The sequence below is a fragment of the Pseudomonas sp. UBA4617 genome (assembly GCF_002386445.1).
In the GTDB taxonomy this organism is placed as follows: domain Bacteria; phylum Pseudomonadota; class Gammaproteobacteria; order Pseudomonadales; family Pseudomonadaceae; genus Aquipseudomonas.
Genome location: NZ_DGIR01000001.1, coordinates 1 through 15,747 on the forward strand (window position 1 = coordinate 1; position 15,747 = coordinate 15,747).

Genomic DNA, 15,747 nt, shown 5'->3' on the forward strand with positions numbered 1-15,747 from the left:
CAGGGCCGTGGCGAAGGCGGGCGGCTGGTTGGCCCCGGCGCGGCGCGCGCAGTTGCTCGGTGGCGTGGCCGGCAGCTGGTGGACAGGCGTGTCGACCTGCGTCACGGCGATGCCGGCGAACCAGGCGAAATCCTCGGCCAGGCGGGCGATACGTGCGGCGTCGAACAGGTCGCTGCGATAACGCCACTGCGCCAGCAGTTGCACGCCGTCGTCCTGCCAGCGCAGGTTGAGTTCGTTGGCGGCGCCGCGCTGGGTGAACAGGTGCTCGCGCACGCTGTAATCAGCGAAGGCGTCGTCACGCTGGCTGGGCATGTAGGTCATCATGCACTGGAACAGCGGGCCGCCGACCTCCTGCTGCAGGCGCGCTGCCGGGTAGCGGCGATGGCGCAGGCCCTCGCGCATCTGCTGGGCGGTGTCGCGCAGGCATTCGGCCAGGCTCGGGGCGTGCGCGAAGCGGGCGCGCAGCGGCAGGCTGTTGAGGGTGAAACCGATCAATTGCTTGTAGCGCGCCCTGTGCCGGTCCATGGTCGGCGTGCCGACAAGGAAATCATCCTGGCCGGTGTAACGGTGCATGAACATCTGGAACAACGTGGCCAGCACGACGTACAGGCTGACGCCCTGGGCCTCGGCGAGCTGGCGCAGCTGGCTGCTGAGGGCCGGGTCGAGCAGGTACTCGATTTCTTCACCGGCGAAGCCGGGCGTGCGCGGGCGTGGTCGGTCGGCGGGCAGCACCAGTGCCGTCGGGCCGCCACTGAGCTGGTTGCGCCAGTAGCTGGCTGCCGCCTCGAGCTTGTCTTCGGCCAGCAGTGTGCGCTGTTCGTCCAGCCAGTCGAAATACAGGCCGGCCGGTGGCAGAACCAGAGGCTCGCCGCTGAGCGTTGCATGATAGGCGGCGAAGGTCAGCTTGAGCATCCATTCGACGCTGAGGAAATCCCCGCTGATATGGTGGGCCGCCATGCACAGGTACAGGCGGCCCTGGCTTTGCAACAGGTCAAGCCGGCAGATGTTCGCCGCAGCCAGGTCGAACGGTTGGTCGGCGTGTTGCGCGATCCAGGCGGCGACGCCGGCGCTGTCCAGGTCGTCGATACGCTCGATGTGGGTGTTTACCTGGATGTGCTCCGGGCGGTACATCCACAACTTGCCGTCCTGCTCACGGTAGCCGCAGTGCAGGGTCTCGCAGTGCCTGACCACCTGGGCGAAGGCCTGGCACAGGGTGGCCGGGTCGAGGTCGGCGCGCAGCTCGCGTGCGGCGACCATGTTGTAGGCCGGGCTGGCCGGGTTGAGCTGATGGTGCTGCCACAGCGCCTGCTGGCCGGCGCTGGCCTCACGCAACGGCTGGGAAGTGGTCATTGGCGGCGCTCCTGGGCGGGTTCGGCCATGGCCACGATCACTTGCCGCGGCCCTTTGAAACTGGCGCGGCCATGGGCCACCAGCATGTTGTCGAGCATCAGCACGTCGCCCTGTTGCCAGGGGAAGCGCACGGTGCATTGATCGAGCACGCCGCGGATCTCCGCCAGCGCGCTTTCTTCCAGTTCACTGCCGTCGCCGTAATAGACGTTGCGCGGCAGGTCGAGCGGGTCGTCGACCACGGCCAGCAGGCTTTCCCGCACGGCAGATGGCAGATTGGAAACGTGGAACAGATGCGCCTGGTTGAACCAGACCCAGTCCTGCGTGACCGGGTGGCGAGCGCTGGCCTGGCAGACCTGGCGGGTGCGCAGTTCGCCGTCGTCCTTCCATTCGAAGGCAATCTGGTTGGCCCGGCAGTAAGCCTCGGCCACGGCGCGGTCCGCCGTGTTGAAGGCCTGTTCCCAGGGCAGGTCGAGACCGTTGCCGTAGTTGCGTACGTACATCAGCCGTTTGGCTTCGAAGCGTTGGCGCAAGGCAGGGTCGAGTTGCTGGAAGATGCGTCGGCTGTCGGCGATCGGGGTTTCGCCACCTTCAGCGCTGGGCTGTACGCAGTGGAACCAGATCTTCATCGGCCACTGCAGGGTGTAGGACTGCTCGTTGTGCAACGGGATGATCTGGTGCGCGGGGTATTCGGTGGAGGTGTACACCCCCTGTTCGATCGCCTTGCGCGGGGTGGAACCGAATTCGTAATTGAGCAGCGGGTAACCGAAGCTGCGCACCAAGGCCTGGAACGCCTGTTCGCCTAGCACTTCGAACCCTCGAAACAGCAGGGCGCCGCTTTCGTGCAGGCAGTCGTTGGCCAGCGCATGCAGCGCCGCGAAGTTCCCCGCACCGGGTTGTGCCGGCTCGACCAGCAGCGGCAGGCCGCTGTCCGGCAAAAGTGCTTGCACCGACAGGCCATTGCCCGGCCCGACACCTCGTCCCATGAGTTGCTCCTTTTTTATCGTGTAAGTCACAGCAAAAGGCCATCGTCGATCCGCCGCTGGGCCCGGGGGAATATATACGAAAGAGATGGTAAGTGTTAATGCAATTTATTAGCATTCACACTGTTTGTGAGCGCCTCGACTGCAGCCTTGTTACGGGCAGCCGGGATTCTGTGAAAACGTTTGTCCAAGGAGTCGACAATGAGTTGGGAAAAGGCCGAGTGCGGGTTCGTGGTGGTGGTCAATCATGAGGAGCAGTATTCCATCTGGCCGGATTACAAGGCCCTGCCCGATGGCTGGCGCGCGGTTGGCCAGCAGGGTGACAAGGCGCAGTGCCTGGCCTGGATCGAACAGCACTGGACGGACATGCGCCCGCTGAGCCTGCGCCACGCCCTTGAAACCGCCGAGCAACGCTGAGCGCCAGCCGCAGAAGGATCGACCCATGGAAGAGATTCAGCTTGCCCCGTACAACCTGGCGAATTTTCGCCGCCAACCGCCGCGCCAGTTCGAGGCTGACCCGCTGCTGCAGCGCCAGGCTGCGCGTGAGTCGAACGCGCGCTCCTACCCTCGGCGTATCCCACTTGCGCTGAAGGCAGCGCAGGGTCTCTACGTACAGGACACCCGTGAGCAGCTGTTCATGGACTGCCTGGCGGGCGCAGGGACATTGGCGCTTGGCCACAACCATCCGTGCACCCTGGCGGCAATGCGCGCGACCCTGGACAGCGGCGTGCCCTTGCATACCCTCGACCTGACCACGCCGGTCAAGGACCTGTTCGTCGAGACCTTGTTCGAGGCCTTGCCGCCAGCCTTCGCTGCCCGGGCGCGTATCCAGTTCTGCGGGCCGACCGGGGCCGACGGGATCGAGGCGGCGATCAAGCTGGCGAAGATCGCCACGGGGCGCAAAGGCGTGTTCTGCTTCTCCGGCGGCTACCACGGCATGACCCACGGCGCGCTCAGCCTCATGGGCAACCTGGGGCCCAAGCAGCTGCCGGGTTCGCTCATGCCCGATGTGCAGGTGCTGCCGTACCCCTATGACTACCGTTGCCCGTTTGCCCTGGGCGGCGAGGCCGGTATCGACGCAGGGCTGAGCTACATCGGCCAGTTGCTGAGCGACCCAGAGTCCGGGGTGCCGCTGCCGGCGGCGGTGGTGGTCGAGGTGGTGCAGGGCGAGGGCGGTGTCATTCCGGCGCCGGTGCGCTGGCTGCAGGGCCTGCGCAAGCTGACCCGCGACCACGGTGTGGTGCTGATCATCGACGAGGTACAAAGCGGCATCGGCCGCACCGGGCGCATGTTCGCCTTCGAGCACGCCGCTATCGAGCCGGACGTACTGGTGTTGTCCAAGGCCATCGGCGGCGGCCTGCCGCTGGCAGTGGTGGTCTACCGGGAGGCGCTCGATGTATGGGCCCCGGGTGCGCATGCGGGCACGTTCCGCGGCAATCAGCTGGCCATGGCGGCTGGCACCGCGACCCTGCGGTATATCCGCGACGAGGGCGTGGTGGCCAACGCCGAGCGCATGGGCGATTACCTGATTAGCCGGCTGCGCCAGTTGCAGCGCGATTACCCGTGCATCGGCGATGTGCGTGGGCGTGGATTGATGGTCGGGGTGGAGATCGTTTCCACCGACGCAGGTCCAGGCCGGGTACCGGCAGGGGACGGCGTGCTGGCCAGGGCCGTGCAGCAGGGTTGCCTGCGTGAAGGGGTGATTCTCGAACTGGGCGGGCGGCATGGCGCGGTGCTGCGCTTCCTGCCGCCGCTGACCATCGGCCGTGAGGAGATCGACACACTGGTCGAGAAGCTGGAGATCGCCTTGGCTGCGCAGGTTGTACGCAAGCGCTGCGTACAACCTGCGCCAGCGGGTACAGCGGCGAATACTGGCGAAGCCGGTGCCATCCCAGCCTGACCCGCAACGACTGGCTGCGCTACAACCAGGCCTTGATCTGTCTCGACACCGCATCGGTGGAAATCCCGTAGCGGTCATGCAGTGTCGGTAGCGCACCCGCATCGAGAAACGCATCCGGCAGTGCGATCTGGCGGAAGGTGGGCGTGACCCCGTTGCGCAGCAACACGCCCGCCACCGCCTCGCCAAGGCCACCGATGATCGAGTGGTTTTCCGCCGTGACCACCAGGCGCCCAGGCTTGCGCGCCTCGGCGAGGAGGGTCTGTTCATCCAGCGGCTTGATGGTCGGCACATGCAGTACCGACACATCCACGCCATCCTTGTACAACTGCTCTGCAGCTTCCAGGGCGCGCATGGTCATCAGGCCGCTGGCGATCAGCAACACGTCGCGGCCACCGCGCAGCACCTGGGCCTTGCCCAGCTGGAAGCGGTAGTCGTAGCGATCCAGTACCAACGGTACGTTGCCGCGCAGCAGGCGCATGTACACCGGCCCCTGGTGGGCGGCGATCGCCGGCACGGCCTGTTCGATTTCCAACGCATCACAGGGGTCGACGATCATCAGGTTGGGCATCGCCCGGAAGATCGCCAGGTCATCCGTGGCCTGGTGGCTCGGGCCGTAACCGGTAGTCAGGCCAGGCAAACCGCAGACGATCTTGACATTGAGGTTTTCTTCGGCAATCGCCATGCAGATGAAGTCATAAGCCCGACGCGATGCGAATACCGCATAGGTGGTGGCGAACGGGGTCATGCCTTCGCGGGCCATGCCAGCGGCAGCGCTCATCAATAACTGCTCGGCCATGCCCATCTGGTAGAACCGCTCGGGGTGGGCTTTGGCGAAGATGTGCAAGTCGGTGTACCTGGACAGGTCGGCGCTGAGCCCGACGATATCCTGGCGTTGCTCGGCCAGGCTGGCCAGGGCGTGGCCGAACGGGGCAGGGCGGGTTGGCTGACCCTCGGCGGCAATCGAGGCGATCATGGCCGAGGTGGTCAGGCGTTTCTTCGGTGCATTCACGGTGCTCATGCTTGGCTCCCGGCGTCCAGCGCCTCCAGGGCGAGATCCCATTCGTTTTCATCGACGCGAATGAAGTGCGTCTTGTCGCGGTTTTCCAGGAACGGCACACCTTTGCCCATGCGCGTGTCACAGATGATCACCCGCGGTTGTGCCGCCGGGTGGGCGCGGGCCTGGTCGAAGGCGCTGACCAGCGCATCCAGGTCGTTGCCATCCACGCGTTGCACGAACCAGCCAAACGCTTGCCAACGCTCGACAATCGGCTCGAAGGCCAGCACTTCGCTGGAGTGGCCATCGGCTTGTTGATTGTTCACATCGATGATCGCGATCAGGTTGTCCAGGCGCCAATGGCTGGCCGACATCGCCGCCTCCCAGGTCGAACCCTCGTTCAGCTCGCCATCGGACAGCAGGTTGTACACCCAGCTGTCCGAACCTTTGCGCTTGAGCCCGAGGCAGGCGCCGACCGCGATGCCCAGCCCGTGGCCCAGCGAACCGCCGGTGATTTCCATGCCGGGGGTATAGGCCGCCATGCCCGACATGGGCAGGCGGCTATCGTCACTGCCGTAGGTTTCCAGCTCCTCCTCGGGAATCACGCCGGCCTCGATCAGTGCGGCGTAGAGGGCGATCGCGTAATGCCCGATGGACAGGTAGAAGCGGTCGCGCCGCTCCCACTCAGGGTTGCCGGGGTCGATACGCAGCGCGTGGAAGTACGCGACGGCCAGCAGGTCGGCAGCACCCAGGGCCTGGCCGACATAGCCCTGGCCCTGGACCTGGCCCATGCGCAAGGCATGGCGGCGGATGTTGCGGGCGCGCACAGCCAGTGGCAGCGCCTCGTTGGTGGAAGGCACAGCAGTCATGGGGGACTCCTTTTCGAATCAGCGATTAACCAGATGAGCCGGTACCCGCGACACCAGGAAGGCGCCAAGGATGAGCACGGCGGTGATGAGATACATACCGATGGCGTTGCTGCCCAAGGTGGTGGTAACCCAGCCGATCAGGTACGGCGAGCAGAACCCGGCAAGGTTGGCAAAACTGTTCACTGCGGCGATGCCGGCTGCTGCCGAAACCCCGCCGAGCAGCGTGGTAGGCAACATCCAGAACAGCGAGGAAGCGGACAGCACCCCGGCCGCAGCCAGGCACAGGCTGAGGATCGACAGGGTCAGGCTGCTACCCAGCGCGGCGGCGAGGCTCAAGCCCAGGGCGCCGATCAGCATGGGGATCGCCAGGTGCCAGCGGCGCTCACGGTGGCGGTCGCCACTGCGTCCGGCCAGCAGCATCGCGACGATGGCGCACAGGTACGGCAGGCTGGTCAGCAGGCCGATGTGCAAGGGCTCGCTGACACCGGCATTGCGCACCAGCGTAGGCAGCCAGAAGGTGATCGCGTACTGGCCCATCACCACACAGAAGTAGATGCCGGCCAGCAACCACAGGCGACGGTCGCGGATGAAATCGGACACCGAACCATGCGTGACCTTGTGTTGCTCGTCTTCGGCCAGTTCCTTGCGCACCAGGGCCTTTTCTTCGTCGCTCAGCCAGTGTGCCTGGTCGACTCCATCCTTCAGGTAGCTCAGCACCAGGATCCCCACCAGCACCGTGGGTATGGCTTCGAGCAGGAACATCCACTGCCAGCCCGCCCAGCCGTGCACCCCGGCGAAACGATCCATGATCCAGCCTGACAGCGGGCCGCCGATCATCCCCGAGAGCGGAATGGCGATGAACCACAGCGCAGTCATCTTCGCCCGGCGATAGGAGGGGAACCAGTAGGTCAGGTACAGCAGCAGCCCAGGTGCCAGTCCCGCCTCGGCGATACCCAGCAGGAAGCGCAGGGCATAGAACTGCCAGGCTGTCTCCACCAGGGCGAACATTGCCGAGATGATGCCCCAGGTGATCATGATGCGGGCGATCCAGCGCCGGGCGCCGACCTTGTGCAGGATGATGTTGCTGGGCACCTCGCAGAGGAAGTAGCCGATGAAGAACATGCCCGCACCCAGGCCATAGACCGCTTCGGACAGGGCCAGGTCGTCCATCATCTGCAGCTTGGCGAAGCCGACATTGACCCGGTCGAGGTAGGCACACAAATAGCAGAGCATGAGGAAGGGCATCAGTCGCCAGGCCGTCTTGCGGTAGGCACTGCTGCGTGCGGCGGATACCGCATCGAGCGCTAGTGTGGTCATTTCGTTCTGATCTCTTGTTGTTATCGAACGCGTGACCTGCGCCGGGCTCGGGCGCCGGTCACGATGCGGCGGATGCTCAGTGGATCAGCATGCCGCCGTTGACATCCAGGGTGATACCCGTGAGGTAGCTGGACAGGTCACTGGCAAGGAACAATGCCGCATTGGCAACATCGCGGGCCTCGCCCAGGCGCCCCAGCGGGATGCCTTCGATGATGGCGTGACGGCGCTCGTCGTGCATCAGGCCGCCCGTGATGTCGGTGTGAATCAGGCCAGGGGTGATCGAATTGACGCGGATGTTATCCGGCCCCAGCTCCCGGGCCATGGCCTTGCCTAGGCCGAGTACGCCAGCCTTCGCGGCGCTGTAATGGGGGCCGCCGAAGATGCCGCCACCGCGTTGTGCAGACACCGACGACAGGCAGATGATGCTGCCGGCCTGCTGCGCACGCATGGTCGGGATGACCGCCTGGGACATCAGCAGCGTGCCACGCAGGTTCACGTTCAGAATGCGGTCATAGTCCGCGCCAGTGATGTCGAGGGTCTTCACTGGCTGGGTGATACCGGCGTTGTTGACCAGTACGTCGATCCGTCCGAACTGCGCCAGGACCTGGGCGATGGCATCGCGTACTTGCGCTTCATCGGCAACATTGGCGGCCAGGCCGATGTGGCCTTCGCCGAGGGAGGCTGCGGCTTCGGCGGCGGCCGTTGGATCAAGGTCGAGAATCGCGACCCTGGCGCCCTGTTCGGCGAACGCCTGGGCAGTGGCGCGGCCGATTCCGCGGGGCGAGGCGGCGCCAGTGATGACGGCAAATTTTCCTGTTAACAGCATCGGGAGTGCTCCGGGTGATTATTGTTGTGAGCGGCGGTTCAGGCAGAACCGAGTAGGCACAGCTTCGTCTCGCTGGGCGGGCCGAGCAACGCTGCCGCTTTCACCCGATGCTGAAAAAAATTCAGCCCTTGGCTTGTACCTGGGTTCGATGGACGGGTAAAACCCTAGGTACCGCCGCGAACCATGCAGGAATGCCCATGAGCCTGGACCTTCTCAGAAAGTCTCCGCAGATCCCTTCGCTGAAAGCAATTCAGGCCTTTGAACAAGTCGCCCGCTTCGCTAACGTTGCGCGCGCCGCCGAGCAGTTGAACCTCACGCCCTCTGCGGTCAGCCATCAGATCGCCAACCTGGAGGCCTTGATTGGTCGACCATTGTTCATTCGCGAGGCGCGTGGGGTGGCGCTGACCCCGGCGGGTGAGCAGTACCTGCGCGAGATATCGGGCATCCTGCAGAGCCTGGCCATGGCCACCGAGCGCGCCGGTAACGCCGTGGGCTTCGATTGCCTGCGGCTGCATTCTGCACCAAGCTTCGGGCTGCTCTGGTTGCTGCCGCGCCTGGACCACTTCCGCAACAGCCACCCGCAAATCCAGATCAATCTGTCCTGCTCGTACGAGTCACTGCACTTCGGCCGTCACCAGATCGACCTGGATATCCGCCATGGCTATCCCAACTGGCCCAGCCTGGAAGTGCGCACCATCCGCCATGAACGCGCCACCGTGCTGGCTTCGCCGCGGCTGCTCGAACGCACACCGGTCAAGCAGCCCAGCGACCTGCTGGGGCAGAACCTGATCCTGTCGGAAGCCGCATTGGTGCAATGGCCGCAATGGTTCGCCCAGCAAGGCTTGGCGTTGCCGCAATCCCCGTATGCGCTGAGTTTCGATCGCTCGTACATGAGCCTGGAAGCCGCCAGCCACGGGTACGGGCTGGCGTTGGAGAGTTCCTTGCTGGCGCAGGACTATATAGCCCGTGGCGAGCTGGTAGCGGTATTCGCGCAGGACTTGGCGACCCCGGTCAGCGCCCACCATCTGGTGTTTCCGCGGGGCCATGCCGAAACCCACAGGGTGCGGCAGTTTCTCGAATGGATGCAGGGCCAGCTGGGCCATGATTTCAGTTATTGAGCGGGGCGGGTTGTTCCGCTGTGTCGAAGGCTCAGCGCTACTCGCGAAAAGCCCGGCTAGGGGCAGCGCCGAGGCATGTTGTATTGCCTCAGATGGGAGCAAAATCCTACATCTTTATCGGAAGTATCGCTGACCGCTTCACCTTGTACATCTTTGAGCCGTCGCTATCATCGGGCAACAAACTGGCGGACTTCCGGAGACTCAGGTGATGCTCTTTTGCAACGTGAAGCGGCAAGGTTAACAGCGTGCCTCGGCCCTGCGAACCGGTCAGCAATCCTCTGTACTCGGCCCTGTTGATCCTGCTGTGTCTGCTAGGCGTGTTCCCCCTCGATGTGATCCTCCCGTCATTCCCTGCGCTTGCAGATGAATTTCATGTCGGGCCCCAGCAAATAGCCTACTCGGTGAGTTTCTTCGCTTTTGGTGTGGCCCTGGCGCAACTGGTGATCGGGCCATTGTCCGATGCCATGGGACGCAAGCGGCTGTTGCTCGCTGGGCTGGGCCTATCCATTACCGGGGCAGTGGGTTGCGCATTCTCGACCCGCTACGAGATGTTCATGGCGTTCCGTTTGCTGCAGGCCTTGGGTTGCGGGAGTTTCGTCCTGGGCCAGGCGTTGGTCCAGGACCTGTATAGCGGCAAACAGCGCAATGCCATGCGTATCCTGCTGACCAGCGCGAGTGGGCTGTTCATCTCGTTGTCACCGGTCGCAGGCGCTTTTCTCCAACAATCCTTTGGCTGGAAGGGCAGCTTTACGGTATTCGCTTTCATAGCCGTGATCGTTTCATCCCTGTCATATGCATTGCTGCAGGACACGCCTGCATTGAGAGGCCGTAGATCGGGCATGCGCAGCTACTGGGTCATGCTGCGTGATACGACCTATCTTGCGCACTCCCTGCTGTCCAGTCTCGCTTTTGCCTGCCATTTTTCTTTCATCGTTGTCGCGCCATTGGCGTTGATGGACAGCCTGGGGCTGACGCCATATCAATTCTCGGTGGTATTTATCGCCTATGGGCTTGCATATATCGCTGGCGGAGCAGCCGCGACCTATTTGAACAATCGAGTAACTCCGCAGGTTCAGATCAAGACGGGATTCCTGCTCATAGCTGCCGGGGGCATCACACTTGCGGTTTGGGAGCAGCTAGCGGGACTGACGGTGACAGGCCTAGTTCTACCGATGATCATCTGCACGACGGGGACAACGCTGGTACGTCCTGCTGCGACGACCCAAGCCTTGGCGCGTTACCCACACCAGGCCGGTGCGGCAGCGTCGCTCAATACGACATTGCTGTTCGCAGGTGGTGGTTTGGCTGGCAGTCTTGTGGCCGGTGTCGAAAGCGCGCTGCCGATGAGCCTGGGGCTTTTTTTCCTGGGCGCCAGTCTGTGCGGGTGGCTACTGCTTGCATGCATGGCGGAAACTGACCGCATAGCTGAGGGTTGATCAGGCGCAAATACCGAGCAGCAGCAGCGCCGCCACGCTCAGGCCTAGCGCGACCGAGCAGCCGCCCAGCGACAGCGCGGCTCGTCCTTGCCGGTACCAGCCGTCATGTCCCAGTTGCCGTGCCGGTGCCAGCAGGCTGCGCCAGTGCAGTTCGGTGTCATGAAACGCTTGCAGGTTCGCCGGGTCTGCGTCCAGCCAGCGACGGAAGTCGATGCGCTCGCAGGCGGTCACCTCAGGGCTCTGCAAGCGTACGTACCATTGCCCGGCGACGCTCGCCAGCTCATCGCGGCGTGAGTGGCCGGCTCGCAAAGCCTGGCCCATGTGCCGTTCGATGCTCGCCAGGGGCAGGTCGAGGCGGGCGGCGATGGCGGCAAAGCTCAGCTGGTCCAGGCGGCTGAGCAGGAACACCTGCTGTACGCGGCGTGGCAGATGCTTCAACGCGTGCAGCAGAGACGCTTCGGTATCGTCCCCCGCAGCCGGGGTTGTATGTTCGAGCGGCAGTAGCAGGCGGCTCATGGTCAGCTCCTTGCTGGATGGGAGAGGGGGCATCTTCCGTGACGCAATGTCAGCGTAAGCCAAACGATATTGATTCTCAAGTGCTGTTTTTGGCAATGTTCTGCAATGAACGTTCACGCTGAGAAACACTTTTGCTACCATGCGCGCCATCACGATCTTCATTAGCCTGAAGAGCCAAAAAAAAGACCCGGCGAAAAGCCGGGTCCAAAACCGTGATTAGCCTGATGAGGAGATAATCCGAGAGCGACCTAAGCTCCGGGTTATCCAGCTGATCTCGCGATCAGTTGAGTGCAATAATAATCGTTATCATTTGCCAGTCAAATGATTTTTTCGCTTATCCGGTAAAAAAGTTTTACCGGTGCGCTTCCTGGTCCCGGCAATCGGGGCCTTTGCCGTTACCCGGCCATCACGTTCTCTCCCTACTTTGCTCGCCTATGTATCCGGTTCCACAGCGCGTTTGTGCTCCAGCAGTGCGCGGGCCATGTCCATCATGTGCATCAGGGCGAAGGTCAGTTCGCGCTGGCTGCCGTGCTGGTGGCTGGCGGTTTCCTGAGCGGTAGCGGCAGCGCAACGCAGCAGGGCGATGGCGTGGTCCTGGGCCTGATCACCGGTGACACCCTCGTGCAGCGTCCAGATCCTGTTGTCGAGGGTGGGGCGCGGCGGGTTGGGGTTGAGGTAGTAGTCGAGGGCGCGGCGGGCGGCTTCGCTGTCGAGATCTGTTTCGTCGTTTTTCGGTGGTTTCATCGCGATACCTTCTGATTTCCCTTCAAGCACACTGGAATTACAGGATAGGTCAATCTGTACTATCAATCTCCAAATAAATAATTCAGATTGTGTATTGCTGCGGGTAATACAGTCCGTATTGTTGCCGCTCATGGAAAACTGGAACGCATTTCTGAAGCGCTACAAGCGCGAACACAATCTCAGCCAGCTCAAGCTGGCCGAACGCTTGGGCATGACTCAGGGCGGCGTAGGTCATTGGCTGCGTGGCACGCGGCAGCCGACACTGGAGACCATCAATGAAAAGCTCGAAAAACTCGGGCTGGTGTTTCTGGAGGCCCAAGTCATGGTGGTGGAGCGCGATATGGTGCGCGAATCACCTGGTCGCTATGCGGCCGCCCAACCGGATTCAGGCAAAGCGCTGCTCTATGCAAGCTTTCGCTTCCCAGTCCTGAGCTGGGCGGACTTGCAGGGGCCCTTGCCAGAGACGGGCAAAAGCCACGAGCAGAGCGACTACATGCCTGCGGGTAATGCGTTCTGGCTGGTGGTAGAGAACGATTCGATGAATGCCGCCAGTGGCAAGAGCGTGCCTGAGGGTATGCGGGTGCTGGTGGATACCGGCCTGCCGGCAGAGCCAGGTAGGCTGGTCATTGCCCGGCAGCCGGGGCGGTCGGCGGTGTTGCGGCAGTTGATCGAGGAGGGCGGAGACAAGATGCTCAAGCCGCTGAATACGCGCTATCCCACTGTTCTCTGTGAAGAGGGTTGCGAGTTTCTGGGTGTGGTCGTGCGGGGGCACGAGGCCTTTTAGGGTTTGAGGTTTTGTTGAGGCTGCCAGCTGCCTGGCGTGGTTGTTACGGGGCGTTGGCGATCGAGCGCCGCCCGCGCGGCGCATCGCGAGCTGCGCGGGCGGCGCTCGATCTCCCAGGCTCCACAAAACTCAAGCCAAACGGCCTCGGTCACTCCGCCAATTCGACCAGCACCGTCCCTTCGCTGACCATGTCGCCTTCCTGGCAGAACAACGCCTGCACCGTGCCGCCATGTGGCGCACGAATGCTGTGCTCCATCTTCATCGCCTCCAGCACCACCAGCGCCGTTCCCGCTTCCACCAGCTGTCCCGGCGCTACCAGCACCCGCACGATGCTGCCATTCATTGGCGCGCCCAAACCGCCCTGATGGCTGTGGCTGGCCTCGGCCTCGGCGATTGGGTCGAAAGCTTCCACCGCATGCATCTCGCCGTCCCATTGCAGGTACAACGTGCCACCACGGCGGATCGCCAGATGCTGGCGGCGTACCCCTGCGTGGTCATGCACCAGGTGCTCGCTCAGCAGCTGCCAGGAGGTCGCGGCGCTGCGTTCCAGGGCAACCGCCTGATCCTGCCCGTTACTGGCCAGATGCAGGCTGCTGCGTGCCGGCAGGCCCAGGCGCAGGCCACTGCGCTCGCCCCACGGCGAGCTGCGGTCGTCATCCCGTTGCTGCCCGGCCAGGCCTTGCAGCCAGGCCTCGGCTGCGGCTTCCCAGAAACTGGCCGGCAACGGCTGTGGCGCGGGCAGCAGAATGTCCTGGTGACGCGGAATGAAGCCAGTGTCCAGCTCGGCTGCGGCAAACGCCGGGTGTGCAAGAATGCGCCGCAGGAAGGCAATGTTGGTCTTCAGCCCGCCAATGGCGAATTCATCGAGCATGGCCAGCAAGCGCAGGCGTGCCTGCTCGCGGTCGTCACCCCAGGCAATCAGCTTGCCCAGCATCGGGTCGTAGAATGGCGATACCGCATCGCCCTCGCTGACGCCGCTGTCCACCCGCCGGCCTGCACCAGGCGCTGACTCACGGTACAGCGCCAGCGTGCCGGTGGCGGGCAGGAATTCGTTGGCCGGGTCCTCGGCATACAGGCGCACTTCGATGGCATGGCCGATCAGCGGCACCTGTTCCTGGGTAATCGGCAGGGGCTCGCCGCAGGCCACGCGGATCTGCCAGGCCACCAGGTCGAGCCCGGTGATGGCCTCGGTAACCGGGTGCTCCACCTGCAGGCGGGTGTTCATCTCCATGAAGAAGAACTCGCCACGGGCGTCGAGCAGGAACTCGACCGTGCCTGCGCCGACGTAGCCGATGGCCTGCGCCGCGCGGACCGCCGCCTCGCCCATGGCCCGGCGCAGTTCAGGCGACAGGCCAGGCGCAGGGGCTTCTTCAACCACCTTCTGGTGACGGCGCTGGATCGAACAGTCACGTTCATTGAGGTACAGGCAGTTGCCGTGCTGGTCGGCGAATACCTGGATTTCCACGTGGCGCGGCTTGAGCACGTACTTTTCCACCAGCATGCGCGCGTCGCCGAACGCCGATTGCGCTTCGCGCTGGGCCGAGGCCAGGGCGTCGGCCAGCTGGCTTTCCTCTTCGACCACTTTCATGCCCTTGCCACCACCGCCGGCACTGGCCTTGAGCAGCACCGGGTAACCGATGCGTTCGGCGGCGGCGCGGAAGGTGTCGAGGTCCTGGGCTTCGCCATGGTAACCCGGCACCAGCGGCACGCCAGCGGCTTCCATCAGCGCCTTGGCTGCCGACTTGCTGCCCATCGCATCGATGGCGCTGGCCGGTGGGCCGAGGAAGATCAGCCCGGCCTGTTCGATGGCACGGGCAAAGCCTGCGTTCTCCGACAGGAAGCCATAGCCGGGGTGAATGGCCTGGGCGCCGCTGGCCTTGGCGGCGGCGAGAATCTTGTCGACCACCAGGTAGCTGTCGGCCGCCTTGCTGCCGCCGAGGTCGACGCGGATATCGGCTTCGCGGCTGTGCCGGGCGTCACGGTCGGTGGCGCTGTGCACGGCGACGGTGGTCAGGCCCATGGCCTTGGCGGTGCGCATCACCCGGCAGGCGATTTCGCCACGGTTGGCGACCAACAGGGTGGTCAAAGCGGGGCGGCTCATGGGCGCGACTCCTTCTTGTCGTCGGTTTGCCAGGCGGGACGGCGCTTTTCCAGGAAGGCGCGCAGGCCCTCCTGGCCTTCGGCGCTGACGCGGATGCGGGCAATGGTGTTTTCGCAGTAACGACGCAGGGCCGGGCTGAGTTCGCCGGCGTCCACTTCGCGCAGCAGGTCCTTGGTGGCACGCAGCGCTTGCGGGCCGTTCTGCAGCAGGTTGGCGACCCAGGCTTCGACCTGGGCGTCCAGCTCGTTGGCCGGGTAAACCTCGGCCAGCAGGCCCAGTTCGCGGGCTCGCACGCCACTGAAGCGTTCGGCGGTGAGGGCATAGCGGCGTGCGGCGCGCTCACCGATGGCCTTGACCACGAACGGGCTGATCACCGCCGGGGCCAGGCCGATGCGCACTTCCGAAAGGCAAAGCTGGGCGTCTTCGGCACCGATGGCCATGTCGCAGCAGCTGATCAGGCCCAGTGCGCCACCAAAGGCGGCGCCTTGGACCACCGCCAGGGTCGGCGCCTTGAAGCGGTGCAGGGCGTACATCAGCTCGCCCAGCTCGCGGGCGTCGTCCAGGTTGGTGTTGAAGTCCAGTTGCGCCGACTGTTGCATCCAGGCCAGGTCGGCGCCGGCGCTGAAGTGCCGGCCACGGCCGCGCAGCAGCACAAAGCGCAGGCTGGCGTCCTCGGCCAACTGGTCGAGGGCGACGATCAGCTCGCGGATCATCAAGGCGTTGAAGGCGTTGTTCTTGTCCTCGCGGCTCAACCACAGGGTGGCGAAACCGCGCGGGTCACGGATCACTTCGAGGGTGCTGAAATCGCTCAT

At 64.0% G+C, this 15,747-nt stretch carries 15 protein-coding genes; 5 read left to right on the forward strand and 10 right to left on the reverse strand.

All coding sequences use genetic code 11. The features are described 5' to 3' along the window. Positions 1–1,350 (reverse strand): condensation domain-containing protein (locus B4L76_RS00005; RefSeq protein WP_296229661.1); only part of this gene is annotated, 1,350 nt, incomplete at its 3' end. Continuing rightward, entirely contained in the window at positions 1,347–2,333 is a 987-nt protein-coding gene (locus tag B4L76_RS00010; protein WP_296229662.1) for a TauD/TfdA family dioxygenase, read from the reverse strand. The genes B4L76_RS00010 and B4L76_RS00005, both read right to left, overlap by 4 nt. 198 nt (positions 2,334–2,531) lie before the next feature. Here B4L76_RS00010 and B4L76_RS00015 point away from each other — a divergent pair, with 198 nt between their 5' ends. Continuing rightward, on the forward strand, positions 2,532–2,747 hold the full coding sequence (locus tag B4L76_RS00015; RefSeq protein ID WP_296229663.1) for an MbtH family protein: 216 nt from the start codon (positions 2,532–2,534) through the stop codon (positions 2,745–2,747). Positions 2,748–2,772: 25 nt separating this feature from the next. Further along, entirely contained in the window at positions 2,773–4,230 is a 1,458-nt protein-coding gene (locus B4L76_RS00020) for a diaminobutyrate--2-oxoglutarate transaminase (RefSeq protein ID WP_296229664.1), read from the forward strand. Between the two features lie 19 nt (positions 4,231–4,249). On the opposite strand, the gene B4L76_RS00025 is transcribed toward B4L76_RS00020, so the two are convergent. From B4L76_RS00025 to B4L76_RS00040, 4 genes are all read right to left on the reverse strand, one after another. Next, positions 4,250–5,248, reverse strand: coding sequence for a transketolase family protein (locus B4L76_RS00025; protein WP_296229665.1), 999 nt, complete (start codon positions 5,246–5,248; stop codon positions 4,250–4,252). After that, entirely contained in the window at positions 5,245–6,093 is an 849-nt protein-coding gene (locus tag B4L76_RS00030) for a transketolase (RefSeq protein ID WP_289133286.1), read from the reverse strand. The genes B4L76_RS00025 and B4L76_RS00030 overlap by 4 nt, the downstream gene beginning before the upstream one ends. Before the next feature lie 18 nt (positions 6,094–6,111). Then, on the reverse strand, positions 6,112–7,410 hold the full coding sequence (locus tag B4L76_RS00035) for an MFS transporter (protein WP_296229670.1): 1,299 nt from the start codon (positions 7,408–7,410) through the stop codon (positions 6,112–6,114). A gap of 76 nt (positions 7,411–7,486) precedes the next feature. Beyond that, a complete protein-coding gene (locus B4L76_RS00040) occupies positions 7,487–8,236 on the reverse strand; it encodes an SDR family NAD(P)-dependent oxidoreductase (protein ID WP_296229671.1) in 750 nt (249 codons plus the stop codon). A gap of 197 nt (positions 8,237–8,433) precedes the next feature. Here B4L76_RS00040 and B4L76_RS00045 point away from each other — a divergent pair, with 197 nt between their 5' ends. Together B4L76_RS00045 and B4L76_RS00050 are read left to right on the forward strand one after the other, a co-directional pair. After that, positions 8,434–9,354, forward strand: coding sequence for a LysR substrate-binding domain-containing protein (locus B4L76_RS00045; protein ID WP_296229672.1), 921 nt, complete (start codon positions 8,434–8,436; stop codon positions 9,352–9,354). Positions 9,355–9,599: 245 nt separating this feature from the next. After that, complete coding sequence (locus B4L76_RS00050; RefSeq protein ID WP_296229673.1) at positions 9,600–10,790, forward strand: Bcr/CflA family efflux MFS transporter; 1,191 nt, start codon at positions 9,600–9,602, stop codon at positions 10,788–10,790. Here the strand turns inward: B4L76_RS00050 and B4L76_RS00055 are convergent, their stop codons facing one another. Beyond that, positions 10,791–11,306, reverse strand: a complete 516-nt coding sequence (locus B4L76_RS00055; protein ID WP_296229674.1) for a DUF4880 domain-containing protein — start codon at positions 11,304–11,306, stop codon at positions 10,791–10,793. Positions 11,307–11,738: 432 nt separating this feature from the next. Next, on the reverse strand, positions 11,739–12,050 hold the full coding sequence (locus B4L76_RS00060) for a DUF6124 family protein (RefSeq protein WP_296229675.1): 312 nt from the start codon (positions 12,048–12,050) through the stop codon (positions 11,739–11,741). Positions 12,051–12,180: 130 nt separating this feature from the next. Between B4L76_RS00060 and B4L76_RS00065 the strand changes: the two genes are divergently transcribed. Continuing rightward, entirely contained in the window at positions 12,181–12,834 is a 654-nt protein-coding gene (locus tag B4L76_RS00065; RefSeq protein WP_296229677.1) for a LexA family protein, read from the forward strand. Positions 12,835–12,982: 148 nt separating this feature from the next. Here the strand turns inward: B4L76_RS00065 and B4L76_RS00070 are convergent, their stop codons facing one another. Both B4L76_RS00070 and B4L76_RS00075 read right to left on the reverse strand, forming a co-directional pair. Continuing rightward, positions 12,983–14,935: an acetyl/propionyl/methylcrotonyl-CoA carboxylase subunit alpha gene (locus B4L76_RS00070; protein ID WP_296229678.1), complete on the reverse strand. Its 1,953-nt coding sequence runs from the start codon at positions 14,933–14,935 to the stop codon at positions 12,983–12,985. Then, positions 14,932–15,747: a gamma-carboxygeranoyl-CoA hydratase gene (locus tag B4L76_RS00075; RefSeq protein WP_296229679.1), complete on the reverse strand. Its 816-nt coding sequence runs from the start codon at positions 15,745–15,747 to the stop codon at positions 14,932–14,934. Before B4L76_RS00075 ends, B4L76_RS00070 begins: the two co-directional genes overlap by 4 nt.